This window comes from Pacificimonas flava, assembly GCF_000342165.1.
In the GTDB taxonomy this organism is placed as follows: domain Bacteria; phylum Pseudomonadota; class Alphaproteobacteria; order Sphingomonadales; family Sphingomonadaceae; genus Pacificimonas; species Pacificimonas flava.
Window position 1 is genome coordinate 151,871 of record NZ_AMRV01000006.1, and the last position, 18,505, is coordinate 170,375.

At 64.3% G+C, this 18,505-nt stretch carries 17 protein-coding genes; 3 read left to right on the plus strand and 14 right to left on the minus strand.

Features of this window, described 5'->3' with window-relative positions:
* Positions 1-6: 6 nt before the first annotated feature.
* The 13 genes from C725_RS10085 to C725_RS15405 all read right to left on the minus strand — a co-directional run bounded on the left by C725_RS10085 (position 7) and on the right by C725_RS15405 (position 16,043).
* Positions 7-1,899, minus strand: a complete 1,893-nt coding sequence (locus tag C725_RS10085) for an XrtA/PEP-CTERM system amidotransferase (RefSeq protein WP_008602574.1) — start codon at positions 1,897-1,899, stop codon at positions 7-9.
* The gene (xrtA, locus tag C725_RS10090) at positions 1,899-3,467 is read right to left on the minus strand and encodes an exosortase A (protein ID WP_008602576.1); all 1,569 of its coding nucleotides are present in this window, start codon (positions 3,465-3,467) and stop codon (positions 1,899-1,901) included. Before xrtA ends, C725_RS10085 begins: the two co-directional genes overlap by 1 nt.
* A 4-nt stretch (positions 3,468-3,471) precedes the next feature.
* Positions 3,472-4,698 carry a TIGR03087 family PEP-CTERM/XrtA system glycosyltransferase gene (locus tag C725_RS10095; protein ID WP_008602578.1) on the minus strand — a complete coding sequence of 409 codons (1,227 nt, stop codon included), beginning with the start codon at positions 4,696-4,698 and terminating at the stop codon, positions 3,472-3,474.
* Between the two features lie 10 nt (positions 4,699-4,708).
* Positions 4,709-5,746: a FemAB family XrtA/PEP-CTERM system-associated protein gene (locus C725_RS10100; protein WP_008602579.1), complete on the minus strand. Its 1,038-nt coding sequence runs from the start codon at positions 5,744-5,746 to the stop codon at positions 4,709-4,711.
* Positions 5,743-6,579 (minus strand): XrtA system polysaccharide deacetylase, encoded by an 837-nt coding sequence (locus C725_RS10105; RefSeq protein ID WP_184460254.1) that lies wholly within the window; start codon positions 6,577-6,579, stop codon positions 5,743-5,745. The genes C725_RS10100 and C725_RS10105 overlap by 4 nt, the downstream gene beginning before the upstream one ends.
* A 53-nt stretch (positions 6,580-6,632) precedes the next feature.
* Positions 6,633-7,661, minus strand: coding sequence for an XrtA/PEP-CTERM system-associated ATPase (locus tag C725_RS10110; protein WP_008602582.1), 1,029 nt, complete (start codon positions 7,659-7,661; stop codon positions 6,633-6,635).
* Positions 7,662-7,680: 19 nt separating this feature from the next.
* On the minus strand, positions 7,681-9,354 hold the full coding sequence (locus tag C725_RS10115) for a porin family protein (protein ID WP_008602584.1): 1,674 nt from the start codon (positions 9,352-9,354) through the stop codon (positions 7,681-7,683).
* Entirely contained in the window at positions 9,338-10,306 is a 969-nt protein-coding gene (locus C725_RS10120; RefSeq protein ID WP_008602587.1) for an XrtA-associated tyrosine autokinase, read from the minus strand. Before C725_RS10120 ends, C725_RS10115 begins: the two co-directional genes overlap by 17 nt.
* 13 nt (positions 10,307-10,319) lie before the next feature.
* Positions 10,320-11,831: an XrtA system polysaccharide chain length determinant gene (locus C725_RS10125; protein WP_160165724.1), complete on the minus strand. Its 1,512-nt coding sequence runs from the start codon at positions 11,829-11,831 to the stop codon at positions 10,320-10,322.
* Between the two features lie 73 nt (positions 11,832-11,904).
* The gene (locus tag C725_RS10130; protein WP_008602591.1) at positions 11,905-12,549 is read right to left on the minus strand and encodes an XrtA/PEP-CTERM system exopolysaccharide export protein; all 645 of its coding nucleotides are present in this window, start codon (positions 12,547-12,549) and stop codon (positions 11,905-11,907) included.
* Between the two features lie 103 nt (positions 12,550-12,652).
* Positions 12,653-13,924, minus strand: a complete 1,272-nt coding sequence (locus C725_RS10135) for a pyridoxal-dependent decarboxylase, exosortase A system-associated (RefSeq protein WP_008602593.1) — start codon at positions 13,922-13,924, stop codon at positions 12,653-12,655.
* Complete coding sequence (locus C725_RS10140; protein WP_008602595.1) at positions 13,921-15,414, minus strand: acyl-CoA ligase (AMP-forming), exosortase A system-associated; 1,494 nt, start codon at positions 15,412-15,414, stop codon at positions 13,921-13,923. The genes C725_RS10135 and C725_RS10140 overlap by 4 nt, the downstream gene beginning before the upstream one ends.
* Positions 15,414-16,043, minus strand: coding sequence for a hypothetical protein (locus tag C725_RS15405; protein ID WP_008602597.1), 630 nt, complete (start codon positions 16,041-16,043; stop codon positions 15,414-15,416). The genes C725_RS10140 and C725_RS15405 overlap by 1 nt, the downstream gene beginning before the upstream one ends.
* 174 nt (positions 16,044-16,217) lie before the next feature.
* On the opposite strand from C725_RS15405, the gene C725_RS10150 reads away from it, so the two are divergent.
* The 3 genes from C725_RS10150 to C725_RS10160 are packed head-to-tail and all read left to right on the plus strand — an operon-like array spanning position 16,218 to position 18,015.
* On the plus strand, positions 16,218-16,505 hold the full coding sequence (locus C725_RS10150) for an acyl carrier protein (protein WP_038282795.1): 288 nt from the start codon (positions 16,218-16,220) through the stop codon (positions 16,503-16,505).
* A 35-nt stretch (positions 16,506-16,540) separates the two neighbouring features.
* Positions 16,541-17,209, plus strand: a complete 669-nt coding sequence (locus tag C725_RS15410; RefSeq protein ID WP_008602602.1) for an alpha/beta hydrolase family protein — start codon at positions 16,541-16,543, stop codon at positions 17,207-17,209.
* Positions 17,206-18,015 (plus strand): hydrolase 1, exosortase A system-associated, encoded by an 810-nt coding sequence (locus tag C725_RS10160; RefSeq protein WP_008602603.1) that lies wholly within the window; start codon positions 17,206-17,208, stop codon positions 18,013-18,015. Before C725_RS15410 ends, C725_RS10160 begins: the two co-directional genes overlap by 4 nt.
* On the opposite strand, the gene C725_RS10165 is transcribed toward C725_RS10160, so the two are convergent.
* Positions 18,016-18,505, minus strand: a 490-nt coding sequence (locus C725_RS10165; protein WP_207790062.1) for a hypothetical protein, incomplete at its 5' end; no start/stop codon positions are given.

Genomic DNA, 18,505 nt, shown 5'->3' on the forward strand with positions numbered 1-18,505 from the left:
CGCGCTTCAGCCGGCGCTTAAATGAACGAGTGATTCTTCAAGCATGACCATCTGCCACAGCAATCTGCTGTGATCGGATGCACCGCGCTTATGATCGGCAGCCATGCGCTGAAAACGATCCATGTCGAACCAACCGGTTGCAGCAACGCGGGAGCCCTTGGAAAGCCCGGCCGCCCGTCCGGAGAGGGCACCCCGAAACCATTTTTCGATAGGGACGACAAAACCCATTTTGGGCCGATCGAGGATATTTTGCGGGAGCAACGGGCGTACCGCCTCCTTCAACAGCCATTTCCCCGAGCCGTCTTTCAGGCGCATGCCCGGCGGCAATTGCGCCATCCATGCGACGAGGTCATGGTCCAGCAGGGGCTCGCGCGCTTCGAGGCTATTGGCCATCGACATGCGATCGACCTTCGTCATGATATCGCCCGGCAGATACCAGCGGATATCGGTATATTGCGCTGCGCCAAGCGTCGATTCGGCCGGCGCGGCACGGAACGTGTCCGTGTAGAGATCGGCCGCGCGGTAGCCGGCCAAGCTGCGCTTCATGTCGGGCGAGAACAATCGTGCCCGCACATCATCGCCCGTGACCGACACGGCATGGTAGTAGGCTTCCGCGCTGTCCATGCCGAGCGCCTGAAAGGTGGACTTTGCACGCAGATATCGCGGCGCCCAGTCCATTTTCGGCCAGGCCGCACCCAGCATGCCGAAGAGGGCGCGGCGCGCTGCCGAAGGCAGCAATGCGCGCGCGCGCTCCTCATTCATGAACAGCCGATAGCGGCGATAGCCGGCCATCGCCTCGTCGGCGCCGTCGCCGGAGAGTGCCACCTTCACATGTTCGCGCGCCAGTTCGCATACACGGTAAGTCGGGATGGCCGAGGCATCCGCGAAGGGTTCGTCGAAGGCGCGGCCGAGCGTTCCGATCAGTTCGTAATCGTCTGCTGTGACCCGCCGCTCGTGATGGTCCGTACCATAGCGTGCGGCCACCGCCCGTGCATATTCGGTCTCATCATAACCGCGGCTGTCGAATCCGATGGAAAGCGTTTTGAAGTCGGACCCGGCCCGCCGCGCCATCATCGCAACAACCGCCGAGGAATCGACGCCGCCGGACAGAAAGGCGGCCACCTCCACATCGGCGACCAGGCGAGAGCCGACGGCAGCTTCCAACCGCTCGTCCAGCTCCTTCGCCAGCGCGCCGGGCGACCGGTCATTGCCCCGGCCATAGGTCAGGTTCCAGTAGCGTACCGGCTTTACCTCGGCCCCCTCCGACAGCAGCACATAATGCGCCGGCGGCAATTGCCGAATGCCGGCCAGAATGCACTTGTCGTCGGGGACGTAGCCATAGGCGAAATAGTCCTCGACCGCACGGGGATCGATCCGGCGCGGCAGGTCCGGCCAGGGCAGCAGCGCCTTCAGTTCCGATCCGAACAGAACACGGCCGTCCGGCAAGTCGGCAATGTAGAGCGGCTTCACGCCGAACCGGTCGCGCGCCAGAAACAGGCTGCGCTCCTCCCGGTCCCAGATGGCCACCGCGAACATGCCCGTCATGCGGGCCAGCATGGCAGGTCCCCAGGCGCGGTATCCCTCGATCAGGACTTCCGTATCGCTGTCGAGCCGGAAGCTGTGCCCTGCGGCCTCCAGTTCTGCCCTGACCTCGCGGAAATTATAGATTTCGCCGTTGAAGACGATCTCGTACCGGCCGCACGCGCTCGCCATGGGCTGCCCTGCGCGCGTGACGTCGATGATCGACAGCCGGCGATGGCCAAGGGCGATGCCGGGCTCGTTCATGGTTCCGCGCCCATCCGGCCCGCGATGCGCAAGCGCGTCCGTCATCGCATCGAGAACCTGCGGCGGAACCTCCCGGCGGCCGCGCCGGTCGAATATACCGGTCAGTCCGCACATTATTCGGCAATCGCGGCGTTACGGATCACCGTCTGGGGATCGCCCATCGCCGCACGAAAATCACGCAGCGCGGCCTTCCCGGCTTGCTCGCCGCCCGTGCGTTCGGTGCTGAGCACGAGGACGCCCGCCAGCGTCGGACCGCTCGTCAGCCGGGCCATCAGCGTTTGCAGCTTCGCCTCATAATCGCTGCCGGTCACCACATCGCCGACCAGCAGATATTGCCATATGTCGCGCGTCCAGGGCCTGCGCTGGATCTGAATGGCACGTCCCCCCTCGGGATTCGCCAGGTCGCGGCTCCAGCTCCAGTCCCCCTCCGGCTCGATCAGGCCATTGCCATAGGTGATCATTTCCGCCTCCTCGGTCTGCAACTCATAGACCGCGACGAACAAATCCACGCGCCGTCCCGCCGTATCGACATAGGTTTGTGCCGCGCTGGCAGTGGCATTGTCGTAGTGCGGCTGCCAGCCCGATCCGGCGGCATCTACCTTGGTCCATCCCGCGACCTCGGGCGCCAGAACAGCCGCAATCCGCACGTCAGGCTCATGATCGACGACGAGGGACGTATAGGCGGGGGCTACGATAACGGCTGCGATGCCGGCAGCGGCGGCGGCGACGAAGCCCTTGCGTGTGACGAGCCGCGGCGGTGAGGGCTGCAGCCGTGCCGGGTCGAACGCCGGATCATCGGCGGGGCGGTCGAAGAAGAACCAGCCGACCCCAAGGACGATGATCATGATCAGCGCGAAAAAGAACCACCCGTAGACGACATGGTCCACGCCCTGCGCGAATGACGGATCGGTATGCCATGCGATGTAGATGGTGCCCCAGGCGCGGATGCCATTCGCGACGATGGCCAGCACGACTGCGCTGACGACGCAGGTGATCCGGCGCAGCGTGCTCTTGAAACAAAGATGCGCGACCAAAGTCGAAAACGCGATCATGGCGATCAGGAAACGAGCACCTGAGCAGGCCTCCGCCACGTGAAAGCTGCCGTTCGGAATTTCGATGAAGACACCGTCTATATAGGCCGGCACCTGAAACAGATCGAGCAGTTCGATGCTCATCTTCGCCGTTACGATCTGCAGCCAGGGGATCAGCTGATCGCCGAAGGGGATCATGAAGATTGCGTAGAAGAGCGGAAACAGCAGTCCACGCGCGACCGTGAGACCGAAAACCAGCGGAACGCTGAACATCAGAAGCCCGATCAGGGCGGTGTGACGAACCAGAGCCACTCCGGCGATCTCGCCCAGCAGCCAACCGATGCCGCCGACGAAAAGAACGAGCGCCGCTGGCAAAAAGGGCCGCGGGACCAGCGCCGTGACTTCTCGACGCCGTAAGTAAACCAGATAGGCGATGATCGGCGGAACGAGCAGACAGTGCTGATAGGTCGCATTGCCCCACCACAGCATGACCAGGTCGACGACATCCCGCCACAGCAGCAGGAAAATCGCTGCAACGAGAGCGCCCCATGCCGCCAGTGAAAGACGCCACTCCGGACTCAGGCGCTGCATTTCCGATGCTGCGGCGCGCGCATCGACATCTTCCGGTTTCACCGCGGACTGGACATTCATGCGATCACCCCGCCCCTCTGTCATGCCGTTCGATCAGCGTATCTAGCACGGCCATCTTGCGGTCCCAGCTATAATACTCTTCCACGCGCTTGCGGGCGGCCTCACCGATCCGCCTGCGGGCATCGTCGTCCTTTGCCAAATCGACGACGGCCGCGGCAAAGGCATCCGCTCCACTGGTCACGATCAGGTCCCTGCCCGCCTCTGCGCTGATACCCGCATAAGCCTGATCGGTGGCGACCACCGGCTTTCCCATGGCCATTGCCTCCAGAACCTTGTTCTGCACACCCCGCGCGGTTCGGATGGGGGCAACGGAGACGTCCGCCGCTGCAATGAAGGGACGAACGTCCGGAACCCGGCCCGTAACGGTCACTCCGGGCCGCCCGCCCAGCGCCTCGATACGCCGCGAAGGGTTGGAGCCCACGATGGTGAAATGGGTGCCGGGTACGGCATCGCGCACGCGCGGCAGGATGTCCTCAACCATCCATTCGGCGGCCTCGATATTCGGGCGGTAATCCATGGCGCCTGTGAAGACGAGGCCCAGCGGCGGGCGCTCTCCGACCGGCGTTTCGTCCTCCAGGGGGGTGAAGAATTCCAGATCGACGCCGTTTTCAAGGGCATAGACCGTATGGCCATAGGAGCCGGCGTGGCGGCGGAACAGCGCAGCCTCGTCCTCGCTGACGAACAGGCAGGCATCGGCGGTTCGGGCGATCTGCTTCTCGAACTGGCGAAGGCGTACGGCTTCCCGCTGGTAGATACGTCTCATGGGCCAGGAACTCGTTCGCACATATTGCGTGAACTTGTCGGAATCCATGTCCACGAAATCCATGATGAACATGCGGCGTGAGCTCAGATGTCGCATCATGTATCCCGCCATCTGGCCCGAAAAGACATAGCTGTGGCGGACATTGTACCGATCGATCACGCGCTGCACGAAGCTGCGCATGCGCGGATCGGACCAGAGCGCGACGCTGAGCGGAGTGTCATCGAGAAGGCCATGCGCCGCGCTAAGCAGTTTGCCCGCGCCGGAACGCTCGATCAGGCAAACCTCGCCGCATACGGCTCGCAGCGTGTCCTCATATTGCCAGTCGTCCGGGTCATCGATGAAGGCGCCAAGATGCACATGAAAGTGGCGCCGCAAATGACTGAGAATATTGAAGGACCGTATCTTGTCGCCCTTATTAGGCGGATAGGGAATCCGGTGTGCCAGAAACAGCAGATGCGGCTTGTCCATGACGCTGCCGTCAGCCGAGATTGCGCGCGACGAGAGGTCCGATGCGATTGGCAAGCGTCAGGGGAAGCCGCTGCCAAACCTGCGTCATCAGGCGAAATTTCGAACTCATGGGATTGAGGTCCGGCATGTCCGCCCCAGGCGCGAGTCGATACTCGTAGGTCAGCGGCTGCGGCTCGAATCCCCAGTTCTTCTTGTAGGCATAGGCACCGGTGCCGAGCTTCGAGCGGCCGAAGTCGAAGGCGGTGCAGCCGCGCGATACCGCGTGCTCCATCAACATCCAGTACATATATTCGTTGGCCTTCAGCGTCCGTGCCGCGAATGTTCCGCCACCCCAATAGGGATAAACCGTTCCCCGATGGTAAAGGGAGAGGACGGACGCAACCGGCTCCCCCTCCGAAAAGACGGTCAATATGTCTGCATCGCCGCCGAACCGGGCGATCATCTCCCGAAACAAGGCACGCGGGAAGACAGGTGTACCCAGGTTGTGAACGCTGCGACTGTAGACGTAGTAGTGCAGAGCCAGCGCGCGCGCATCGCGCCCGGTTTCCACGGTCATTCCGGACTTCAGCGCCTTACGCACCTCTGCCCGCTGCTTGCGGGGAATGGCCTTCAGATTCTCGTCGCTGCTCGCCGTCAGCGGGCGGCGGAAGCCGGCGTAAGTTTCCCTTTTCTTCGCCCAGTCCTCATGGCGCGGATCTTCGCTGCGATATTCCAGTGCGGTTACGCCGGCTCGCTCCGCAATTCCCCAGGCGGCGGCGTCCAGCGCGCCTAGCGCCGCATCGTCCTCGGCCAGCGGCCCACCCTCGACGGCGAAACCGTTCGAGACGAGGGATTTTCCGAAGACCAGCGAACGAATTTCCGTCAGGGGCAGAATGCCGACCGGAACCTCGCCGCGCAGCGCGACGAGATGATGCTGCCGGTGGCCGCACGCCGCCGATACGGCATCGCCCCACGCCCGCCGGTGAAAGGGCGAGGCCTCGGCATGCGCGCTCGCGTAGCGGTCGTAGGCGTCGGGATCGTTCGCGATCCGGACATCGCCAGCACTCACGCGGCCGCCTGCAAATCTTCTTGCAGGAAGATGCGGTCCATGCGGTCCCAGGCGAAACGCTTCAGCACCTTGGCGATCTTCGCCTCCATGATGTCCAGATTCGTATAGTGCCGCACGCGGGATTTCAGAGGTGCGTTTGGAATGCGAGGCTGGTTGGGATCGACCTCCCACGGGTGGAAATAGAAAACCGCCGGCTGGCGCTCGACATGGTTCAACCGCTCGATGGCCCAGGCCGACAGGCGATAGGGAAACAGCCGGAAATATCCGCCGCCGCCGCAGGCCATGCGCCGCCCGCCATATTCGACCGTGCTGACCGGAATTTCGATCAGCTCGGACCCGGCAACGGGACGATGCAGGAAGCGCGGTGCGTCCGGCCAACCATAATGATCGGACTGCACCGGCGCGACCGACGAGGAATAGGCGTACCCCTCCTCCGCAAGCACGTCGAGCGCCCAGGCATTTTCCCGTCCGATGGAGAAGCTCGGCGCACGATAGCCGCGAACGATCGTGCCGGAAGCATCCTCGATCAGCCCCTTCGCGCGGCGCAGATCGGCCCGAAACGCTTCGGGTGTGAACGTATGGACCCGGTCATGCGCATAACCGTGGCTGGCAAGTTCATGTCCACGGTCCACGATCTCCCGCATCAGCGCCGGCGCGCGTTCCGCGACCCAGCCTAGCGTGAAGAAGGTCGCGGCCACGCCGTGCGCCTCGAACAGGTCCAAACAGCGGCGTGTGTTCGCCTCGACCCGGCTCGTCATTGCCGGCCAATCCGCCCGATCGATGACCCGCTCGAACGCGCCAACCTGGAAATGTTCCTCCACGTCGACGGACATCGCATTGACGATGCGGCCGTTCCTGCGCGGCGTGTTGGCGATGACCGCCCCGCTCACGCTTCCGCGTCCTGCCCCAGCCGTTCCGCCATCTCATCGACCTGCTGCGACAGGTCGGTGACGAGATGTAGTAGCTGCTGCAGCACCTTTTGATGCTTGTCCGTGCGCAGCGACACCGATTCGATACGCTCTGCCAGCGCATCGCTCTCAGTACCCATCTGCGAATTGTTCATGACCTGATTGGCAAGCGCCCGGTGCCGCTCCGGAACCGCGTCGTCCTCTTCCAGGTCGGAGACGACGTCCCGGACCAGGTCGCCAGTAATCTCGTGCGTACCCTCCAGCGATCCGAACAGCAGGATACGGCCGGACAAGTTGTTCACCCGCCGGGGCACACCGCCGCTCCACTCGTAGATCTCGCGATAAGCATCGTCCGTGAAGGCCGGGTCGTTCTTCCAGCCACAGCGATTGAGGCGGCTTTCGACGTAATTCTGCACCTCGTCCGCGCGCATGGGCTCCAGATGGTGAGAGGCGATGGTGCGCTGGCGAAGCTGCTCGAGGTTGGGCGCCGCGGCGAGACGGGCGCGAAATTCCGGCTGGCCGAGCAGGATCGTCTGCATCAGCGGCTGCCCGCCCTCCTGAAAATTCGACAGCATGCGCAGTTCTTCCAGCGCGTCGAAGGGCAGGTTCTGTGCCTCGTCAACGATAAGAACGACGCGCACGCCCTCGCGGTGCTTGGTCCGCAGCATGGACTCGAGCCGTGCCAATAGGGAGGATTTGTCCTCTCGCTCCGCCGGCAGACCGAAGGCGCTGGCGGCGAGGCGCAGAAGATCGCTGCCATCGACCTGCGACGTCACAACGTTGCCGATCAGTGTACGGCGATCCTCGTTCTGCTGTAGCAGGCGCGCCACCAATGTCGTCTTGCCCGCGCCGATATCGCCGGTCACGACGATGAACCCCTCCGCCTGGGCCAGGCCATAGGTCAGATAGGCCATCGCCTTGCGGTGGGTCTTCGTATCGACGTAAAAATCCGGGTCCGGCGTCAGCTGGAACGGTTTGCCGGTGAGCTTGTAGAAATCCGTGTACATGGGGCTCCGTCCTCCGGCCTTAGAAGCGATAGCCGATGCCGACCGAGCCCAGATAGCTATTGTCTGAGCCGGACAGCGCCGTGCTGCCGAAGCGGAACGCCGCGGTCGCATTCGCGGTGGCATAGAAGGCGGAATTTATGTTTCTGCGATAGCCGAGCGTACCGACGACCTGATCGTTGCTGCCGCCGCCAAGGAACTGGCTGGTGTGGATATAGGTAAGGCCGCCGGTCAGCGCCTCGCCACTGTTCAGGTCGTATCCGCCCTGAATGCCTGCGGAATAGGATTCGGTGGAGACGTTGCGCCCCTCCAAGGACGCGGCGTTCTCATCCTGCAACTGCAGAGAATTCAGATAGTCGCGATCCGTATAGGAAACGAAGCCGGTCGCCGACCAACGCTCCTGCTTGTAACTCGTACTCAGCCGCGCGCTCGTGTTTCGGAAGGTGGCGGACGTGATCGGCTGCCCTCCCAAGCCGCCGAAGCAAAGACCAAGAACCGGATCGAAGCCAAGCGGACAAAGATCGGAATAATCGACCCCATCCACCGGATCGATCGGGGTGACGCCGATGCCGCCGAACTGTGCTTGCGTCAGCTGACGGGCGGTGCTCGTAAGCCCGCGATTGACGTTGCCGCTGACCGTGACCCGGGGCGAGGGCCGATAGCTAAGCGTACCACCGAAATTGGTACCGCCGAACCGGTAACCGCCGAACGCGGAGAGTTCCGTGCGCCGGCTCGGCGTATAGCGAAATCCGACAATGCCATAGGGGCCATCGCGTTCGAACGCGGTAATGCGCGGCTGATCGGGATCGACGATGAAATCGTTGTCGTCTCCAAGAACCGGACGGCCCGTATCGGGATCGAACAGGATGGAGGACTGGGTATTCTCGATGTCCTCATAACCGCCCTCGGCGTTCAGGCTCAGCTTGCGGCTGACCCTGTAGGTGGCCGTCGCACCGAGATTATAGGACGAGTATTCCTGGTCCAGCCGGTCGATATCCTCACGCACCCAGCGGGCGATGAGACCGGTGCGCAGGCGGCGCGCCTCGTTCCCGAACTGCAGGCGTCCATTCGCGGATTGGGTGATGGAATCGCCCAGCGCGCCCAGACGGTTGAGGCCGCCGCCACCGAGGCCGCCGCCCCCGCCCCCGCCGATGGGAAGCTCGCCGCCGCGGTAAGTGTCGTCGCTGAACAGTGCGCCAATGCGGTAGGAGGCGTTCGCGGTCACCTCGCTGCCGATCCGCTGCTGGATCGAGGGTTCCGCGTAGAGCGAGAAAAGCTGGACGGAGTTCGCGCTGACGGAATCCGACAGACCGCCCAGCCCGAACCGGGTATCGCGGGTCACATCCTGGGCATTCGCGCCCGCACGCAGGAAAAATGTATCATCGACCAGTTCGCTGGTGATGTCGGCAACGCCGGACACCGAATAGTTGCGCGGAAGGTCGCCGAACTCCTCGAAACGCCGGCTGACATTGGCCGAGGCTTGCCCCTTCAGCCGCCGGAGGTCGAAGCGCGCCTGACCATAAAGCGTCGTCTCCAGCCAGCCGGCGGTCTCACCCCCGCGGAAATTGGAGTGGGCGATGGTCTGATTGACCTGCACGCCCCCCTGCGTTTCGACCTGCGCGAACGCCGCGCTTGCCGTACAGCCAGCGGCCGTCAGAAGAAGGGCCGCGCGCCCCTTTTTAAGTGCCGTAGCCATAATAGGTCCCAAATCGCCGGCCGACGCCCGCATAGCGCGTCTTGTTGAGAAGCATCGAGACATTGTCGCAAACCGACATCATCTGCAGACCGTCACGCACGACCGCATCCTTCGTGTTCTCGGCCTCCACGACGAACAGAACCTGGCCGACATGCAGCGCAAGAACCGATGCCGAGGACGAGGCAAGGCATGGCGGCGAATCGAAAATGATGATCCGGTCCGGGTACCGCGCCGCAATCTCGTCGATCATCCGCCCCATCCGCTCCGACGCCAGCAATTCCGTCGTCAGATTATGCTGGCGGCCCGCGGGAAGCACTGACAGATTCTCGATATTCGTACGGATCAGACAGTCGCTGAGATCGAGTTCCGGATCCGCCACGACGTCGATCAGGCCCTTGCCGCCCTCAAGTCCAAGCGTCGAAAGAATTTCCGGCTTCGCAAAGTCCGCATCGACCAGGAGCACCGTCAGATCGCGCTCCGACGCGATGGAAAGCGCAAGGTTGGTGGCGCAGAACGTCTTTCCCTCATTCGGCTGGCTCGAGCAGACAAGGATGAGGTTGCCGTTCTCGATACGGTTCGGCCCCTCCGCCATCGCGTTGATGAGAAGCTGGCGCTTGACGATGCGGAATTCTTCCGCCGTCGCGGTCGCGGGGCTGTCCGGCACGACATAGCCGAGATCCCGCAGCGCCGCCAGATCAATCATGCCCTGCCGGCTGCGCTTCGACTTCGGCTCGACGGGCACCGGCGCCGAGGGCGCGGCGCCGATCCGGTCCGTCTCGCCATCAGCCGTCGCATCAGTCGCCGCCTGCGGGCCCGGTTGCGGCGCGGCAACCGGCGTTTCCTTCGGCACACGGCGCAGGGCCGGGGTCGGCTGCGCCTCCGCCCGCGACAGCTGCGCGGCAGCCCGCTCCAGGAGCGAGATGCGGCTGGGCTTTTCGTCTTTGTCGCTCATGTCACCCGCGTCCCTAGATGAGTTCATATAACAGGAGAGCGCCCCAAATCGCCACCAGGCCAAAGCTCAGCACCAGCATACCGGCAAGGCGCAGACGGTTGGCGGAGCGTTCGTCATCGCCGACGATCTCGCTGATCGACCCCAGAACGGGCGTCTCATATTCCGCCTCAAGCTGGTTTGCCGTGATGAACCCGCCGTTCAGCTGGCTTGTCAGAAAGGCGATGGCGAGGCCGATGCCGGCGCCAGCGACGAAAACAACCGATAGGAACAAGGGTCGATTTGGTGCCGTCGGCTCGCGCGGCTGCGACGGCGGATCGACGACGCTGAAACGGACTTGCTGCGTCTGCGTCTGCACATCGCTTTGCAGGCGGATTTCCTCGCGGCTTTTCAGAAGATTCTCATATTGGCTCTTCAGCACGCCGTAATCGCGGTTCAGTTTCGCCTGCTCCGCGGAGATACCCGGCGATTGCTCCAGATTGCCTTCGATCTCGGCGATGTTGCTGCGCAGGCGATCCCGCCGCGCAGCGAGGGCCGCGACGGTCGATTGCCGGTCGAAGACCATGGAGCGCAGGTTTACATAGACGGGATTCGAGCTCGGTGCCGGCGCGCCCGTGCCCTCCGCTTGCATTTCCGCCTCCTCCTGGCGCGCCTGCTCTTCAAGCCGCTCCAGCTGACGCTTGGCGAGAACGACGTCAGGATGATCGTCGAGCTTCCCCTGCGCATAGAGATCGCTGATCTGCTGCTGCATGGCCTCCGCGCGCGCCCGTGCGGGAGAGTTCACCGCATATTTGCCGCCGCCCCCGCCCATGGTGGAGGGCGTCGACCCGATCTGCGACTGCAGCGCGCCAAGGCTACGCTGGGCCTGCGCCAGTTCCAGCTCCACGCCGGCAAGCTCGTCACGAGCCGCGCGCAGGCGCTCTGAAAGATTTCCGCTGCCGGACAACTGGCCGAGATATCGTTCCTCGAACTCGGCCCGGCGCTGTTCGGCCGCCTCGAGTTCCCGCTCGCGCTGCGCAAGCTGATCCTCGAAAAAGCGGATCGCCTCGTTGATGTCGTCGCGGTCGGAGGTGACGTTCTCTTCCATGAAAATCTGCAGCAGATTGTCGACGACGATCCGCGCCAGGTTGGCGTTTTCGGTATCGCTCCGCTCAGGGTCGGAGGCGGTATAGCTGATCGTGAACAGATTGCCCGACTGGCTGTTCAGGGAAATATTGTCCGACAGCGTCTGGATCGCCTGGTCCACCTCCGCATCGGAATCGAGACCGACATCCAGTTCGGCGCGCCGAAGCACCTTCTCGAGGTTGAGGCGGCTCGTCAGCGTCTGGCGCACGACGTTGAGGCTGCGCCCCGTATCGGAAATCCCCATCTCACTCTGCAGCACCGAGCCGGTGTCGACCAGGATACGGGCGCTCGACGTGTAACTGTTCGGAATCGTGGCGACGAAGGCCCAGCCGATCAGGCAGACGAGCCATGCGGCGATCACCGCCCACCAGCGCTTGCGCCACACCCCATAGAGCGTGGTCATGATCTCTTCTTGCAAGGTCTTCATGCGATGAGCGGCTTCATTGCTGATGGGGTGCTGACGATCGCGCGAACGATCAGAGGAAGCTTTCCGGGATGATGATCACGTCGCCGGGCTGGATACCCACATTGGCCGAGACGTCGCCATCTTTCAGAAGGTCCTCGATACGCAGTGCATATTCCGTCTGCTCACCCGTATTCGGATCGACACGGATCAGCCGGGCGCGGTTGCCGGCGGCGAATTCGGTCAGGCCGCCCACCTGCACCATGATGTCGAGCAGCGTCAGGTTGCCGCGGAACGGCAGCGACGTCGGACGTGTCGCCTGTCCGACCACACGCACCTGCTTCGACAGCGGGCCCTGAAAGCCGGACACGATCACCTGTACGATCGGGTCCGCAATATAATTGGCGAGCCTGCTTTCGATCTCCTTCGACAGCTCGGACGGCGTCTTGCCGGTAACGTCGAGATCATCGATCAACGGGGTCGTGATGCGGCCATCGGGGCGCACGGTCACGGATGTCGTCAGTTCGGGATTGCGCCAGACGAAGATTTCGAGCTGGTCGAGCGGCCCGATCACATATTCCTGCGCCGGCTGCGCCCCCTCGTCGCTCACCACCTTTGCGGGCGGCAGTTCGGGAAGTCCGGAGGTACCACCAGCGCAGGCGGCAAGCGCGGTTGCTGCGGCGGCCGTCAGCACAACAGCGCGAAGTCTAAGCGACATAATCTTTTTCCTCCCGGATCGTCCGAACCATTCCTGCGCGCCTCTCTAGTGGAAAGCAGCGGAAATGAAAACGCGTTGCGCCGCCGTTACTAGCCTGCGCGATTTAAATAAGTATTTCGCGCGGCGCCGGATGCCCCAAAAACCGCTCCGGGCTGGCGGTCCGTCCATAGGCGCCCGCCATGAATACAGCGACAAGATCGCCAACATCGGCCCGGGGCAGCATCAGCTTCTCCCCGAGTCGGTCGAGCGGTGTGCACAGACAGCCGACCACATTCACCCGCTCCGTCGCGGGTGCAGCCGCCTGCGCTGCGTGAACAAGCGGATAATTGCGGCGAATCACTGTGCCGAAATTGCCGCTCGCGGCGAGCTGGTGATGCAGTCCCCCGTCGGTGATCAGAAATGTTTCGCCCCCGGAGACCTTCCGGTCGACGACGCGCGTCAGGTAGACGCCGCCATCGCCGACGATGTAGCGGCCCAGCTCCAGCACGAAACGCGTATCCCGCAGGATATCCGGCCGCGCCGAAAGGCTTTCGCCAAGCGTGTTGCCGATACGTTCGATATCGAGCGGACGTTCGCCAGGAAAATAGGGTAGACCGAAACCGCCGCCCATATTGACGACCGGCGGCGGCGCGGGCGCAGCGCGGGCGAGATCAGCCACCAGCGCCAGAGTTTGCGTCTGCGCCTCGACGATCGCGTCCACGTTCAGATTCTGGGAGCCCGCGAAGACGTGGAACCCTTGGAAGTCGGCGCCCAGTTCGCCGATGCGCCGCAGCATTGAGGGAACCCGGTCCGCATCGACGCCGAACGGCTTCGCGCCGCCACCCATGCGCATGCCCGACCCCTTCAGATCGAACGGCGGATTGACGCGCACGGCGGCAGCGAGCGTCCGCCCGATCTGCCGCGCAATCGATGCCGTGCGTTCCAGTTCCCCCTCGCTTTCTATGTTCAGCGTGACGCCGGCGCGGATCGCGGCCTCCAGTTCCTCGTCGCGCTTGCCGGGGCCGGCGAAGCTGATGCGGGGGGCATCCATGCCGCTGGCAAGCGCTTCGCCCAGTTCGCCACCAGATGCCACGTCAAGCCCGTCGACCTGCCGGGCGACATGCGCGAGCAGCGGCGCATAGGGGTTCGCCTTCACGGCATAATGCAACTCGACGCTGCCGGGCATCGCGGCCCGCAGCGCGGCGATCTTCGCATCGATAACGGCGCGGTCGTAGACGAAGAGCGGCGTTCCCCCAGCCTGCGACACCAATTCATCCGCCGTTCGGCCGCCGACAAGAAGCGCACCGCCCGCGTTCACGCGGAAATGACCGCCGAGCCGGGGGTCGGCAATGCCGCCCTGCCCCGCCATCTCCTCCACATTTCCGGTCCGGATCATGCGACCGCTACCTCCAGTTCCTGTTTCAACGCGACGCGGTCGATCTTGCCGTTCGGCGTTCGCGGCAGCGATTCCCGCCATTCGACAGTGGCGGGAATCATGTAGCTGGGCGCGCCCTTCATCATGGCCCGGCGCAGGGAGTCGGTATCGCCCCCCGTGCCGCCTGGGGCGGCCGCGAACAGGTGGATCGCCTGCCCGGTGCGTTCATCGGCAACACCGAACGCCGCTGCCTCCGAAACCAGCCCTGTCGCCTGCGCCGCCTCCTCGATTTCGTTCGGACTGACCCGATTGCCGCTGGCCTTGATCATGTCGTCGCCCCGCGCCTCGAAGTAGAGGTAGGAATCCGCGCCCCGCCGCATCCTGTCGCCCGACCAGACCGCCATGCCCCCATAACGGGACATTGCCGGCGCCGGCCGAAAGCGAGCGGCCGTCCTTTCCGGATCGTTCCAATAGCCTTGCGCGACCAGCGGACCGCAATGCACCAACTCTCCCACCTCGTCGGGCGCGGCCTCGGTGCCGTCGGCGCGCAGCACGAACAGTTCGGCATTGGGAATGGCGCTGCCGATCGAGTGCGGTTTCGAAAGGGCGAGATCGGGCGGCAGATAGGCGGAGCGGAACGCCTCCGTCAGACCGTACATCAGGAACAGCCGAGCCTGGGGAAAGCGCGCCACAAATGCGCGGGTCAGACGCTCCGGCATGTGCCCGCCGGTATTCGTCAGGGTTCGCAGGCTGTCGCCCGCTCCATTGTCCCAACTCAGCGCATCGAGCTGCATCCACAATGGAGGAACGCCGGGCAACTGCGTGATCCGATGCGACGCCACGGCCTTTTCCACGTCTCGCGGCAAAAGATAGTCGATGAGGACCGCACGCGCGCCCTGACGAAACGCGGTCAGCACCTGATTCAGCCCGTAATCGAACGACAAGGGCAGCGGCACCAGAATGCGGTCTTCGGCCTGCGTACCCAGATAGGCCGCGACGCTTTCGGCACCGAGACAGAGATTCTCATGGCTGAGCATCACCCCCTTGGGGCGGCCCGTACTGCCGGATGTATAGAGAATCATGGCGAGGTCGGCGCGGCGGCGGACGCGCTGTGCGGACCCGCTCGGATGCTGGGCCGCCATCGCATCCCAATCCTCGCCGAACACGACGGAGGGGATCGGCACCGAAAGCGTGTTCAGCCTGGACGCATCGCCCATCAGCAGCACCGCGCCCGAATCGCGCAGAATATGCTCCGCCTGCGGTGCCTTCAGGACGGGATTGATGGGTATGGCAATGCCGCCCGCCCGCATGATCGCCAGCAGGGAAACGACGGTCTCGATCCGTTTCGGCGCCCAGACCGCAGCCCGGTCGCCCGGCTGCAAGCGGTCCGCAAGCGCAGCGGCAAGCGCGGCGACCTGCCTTTCCAGATCGGCATAATCCATATGCCGCTCGCCGGCGATCAGCGCGGTGTCGCCCCCCCGGCTCCCCAGATGAAGTTCATCCACACGCATCAGGACCGCGCTCCTGTTTCGATTCTCGTCACACCCGCCCATGTGAAGCGCGGGCAGCCCCTTGTCGCCACTTGAAGTCCGCCCACGCCCGCGAACGTCACCGTGCCCAGGCTGCGAGCATCCATCCGCGAATGCGGAGCCAGAGAGCCGAGATTGTAATCCGCAATCCGGCTGGCGCTACCGTGGAGCCCCCTTTGCCGCAGCCAATCCGCCGTTCCAGCCCATAGCGCTGAAAAGGCCCGCGACAAACGCCGGTCAGGCCGAACCCACATGCCCGTGTCCCAGGCCATGCCGTCCGGCGGCACCCAAAGCGCCCGCACCTCGTCTTCAGCGAACGGGCGAGCAGTCAACCATGTGACCCCGACAATCTCGTCCTTGTGAACCGCGGCAAGAGCATCGGCTTCTTGCGCCCGCCGATAGGCCATGATCGCCGCATTTGCGTCGATTCGGCCATCGAGCTGGAAGTTTTCCGCGGTCACCACGGTGTAGCCGCGCGGCATGGACGGCATGCCGGAAAGCGGCACTGCGATCAGGCGATAACGATGATACCGCACGCCGGGCAATATCGCCGCCAGCCGGCCGGCCGCATAGGAAGCGGTTCCGCCAATCCCGAGACGAGCCTGTGGCAAACGCGATCACCCCAAATCGTTGCACCCGGCGCCCCTCACAGTATAAGCCGCGCCTTGTCAAAGCTGCGAATGTCGCGAAGCTGTGAAACTTACGGTGCCCTCGTTCGATGAATGAACGGCAAGAACGCGGACCTCCGTGCGCGAAAGAATAGTGAAAGTTGCGATTGATCGGTCATGTCCACGTCCCCGCTCTCACCCCCGGTTTCGCAAGAGGTTGAAGACCGTGTCCGCAGCGTGCTTGCCGACGTTCTGTCGCTGCCGCCAGAGCGTACCAAGGCGATTGAGCGGGATACGGAACTGTTCGGCGCGATGCCGGAACTCGACAGCATGGCGGTCGCCGGCATCCTGACCGAGCTTGAGGACAGGCTCGATATCCTTATCGACGACGATGAGGTCGACGGGGACATGTTCGCCACGTTCGGCGCCCTCACCGATTTTGTCCGTGCGAAGGTTCCCGGCTGAAAGCTCCTTTCGAGCCTCCGCCCTTTCGCCTGGCTATGGAGCAGGTCGGGACGTGGACGCTGCCCGTTCTGCGCCGCGGACCAGCCAGCGGCACGCTTGTCATTTTGGTGCAGCCGCTGTTCGAGGAGCAGAACCGCTGCCGGCGCTTCCTTGCCGATGTGGGTTCGGCGCTTGCCGACCAAAACGTCGGCACCGCCCTGCCCGACCTGCCCGGCACGGGCGACTTTCCCTCGGCGGCCCCCTTCGACATGGCAGAGGCAGCCGCCGCGCTGCTGGCGTTCGCAGATGCGCAGACGCACCCCGCTCGGTTCGTGACCATGCGCGGCGGAAATCTGCTTCTTCCCACCGGCACCGACCATATCGCGATCGCGCCCGTCTCCAGGGGTGAACGCCTGCTTGCGGACCTCCTGCGAACGCATGCCCTCGGTGAGCGTGAACGAACCGGCGGCAGCTTTTCCCGTCATGACGCCGAACGCGCATGGGCGAACGGCCGGACGGTTCGTCTCGCCGGCTATGACGTCACGCCGATCGCCGCGCGGGCTCTTGCCGACGCCTCGGCACCGGCCGCGACATCGTCGCTGTCCATCGGCAGCGGAGCCGGAGAGGTGGCGGGGCCGCTGTTCTGGCGGCAGGCCGATCCCGTTCGCGCGCTGGAGACCGCGAATGCCGTCGCCGCGTCCATCGCCGAAGATCTAGCGGTATGACACCGCTTGTCACCTACAGTGCCGGCGAGGCGCTGACGGGATGGCTGCACGAAGCGGGGGGCGACACCGGCGCTCTCGTTCTCCCCGGGGGCGCGCAAACGCGCGCGGGTCCGCACCGTCTGTTCCTCGCCCTCTCCCTGGCCCTGGCAGACGCCGGCATCCCCTCATACCGATTCGACCGAAGCGGCCTCGGCGACAGTGGCGGCGACGACGCGGGGTTTCGCAGCGCAGCGCCCGACATCGCGGCAGCGGCCGCGGCCTTTCGCAATGCACAGCCGCATCTTCGCACGGTCGTCGGAATCGGTCTGTGCGATGGGGCGACCGCCCTGCTGCTTACGCGGAGTGCGGTGGACAGGCTGATCCTCCTCAATCCCTGGGCGATCGATCAGGATGAGGGCGCGGCGATGGCGCCGGAGGAAACCCGCGCTCATTATCGCCGCCGTCTGCTCCAACCGGAAAGCTGGAAGCGCATCCTGACCGGACGGGTCAACCCGCTGCCCGCGCTTCGCAGTCTCCTTTCGACGCGGCAGGCCTCGCCGCCGACGAATGAACGCAATGCTCTGGCAGCGGAAATCCAGCAGCGCATGGCAGGACTTCCGGCGCCGCCGCACATTCTGTTGTCGGACCGCGACCGGACCGCGCAGGCGTTTCGCAGGGGCCCGGGCCGCATGCTGCCAGTCGACACGCATGCGGCGGATCATGCCTTTTCCGGCCCCGGTGAACGGGAACGGCTGTTCGCCTGGATCATAGAGACGATCAATCGGCCGGCCGGGCGGGACACACCCGCGCGGCCGGCCCTCAGCTGATTAGCGCTGTACGTCCGTCCAGGGCACGACGGCGAAGCGGGCGTCGTTCTGCCCCTGGCCGATATTCTTCGCCCGCTTGACGGTGGCGAGGTTCTTCGCCGCCGCATCGTCCAGCCCCGGAACCGGGTCGAGCTTGCCGCGATCGACGAGGTCCTGCAGCATTTCGAACCCTTCGGCCGTCAGTGTGACGATCGCGCCTTCCGCACCGTCCCACGTCTCCCGGCGCGGCCAGAAATCGCTGCCGGTATTCGCCTGCCACCAATCCATGGCGTTCTTCGTTGACGTCCACACATTGGCAGGTGGGAATTCCACTTCGAATCCGCCGGCCGTCTTCGGATAATAGCCGGCGGTTGCGCCGACCTCCCCGAACCGGAACATCCAGCCGCGCGCGAACTGCTCCATCAGTTCGGGGTAGCCGCGATCGGCCAGCCGGTATGCCACCTGCAGCCCGTACTTGTGCATCATGAAGGGGGACGTTCCGCCCCAATCG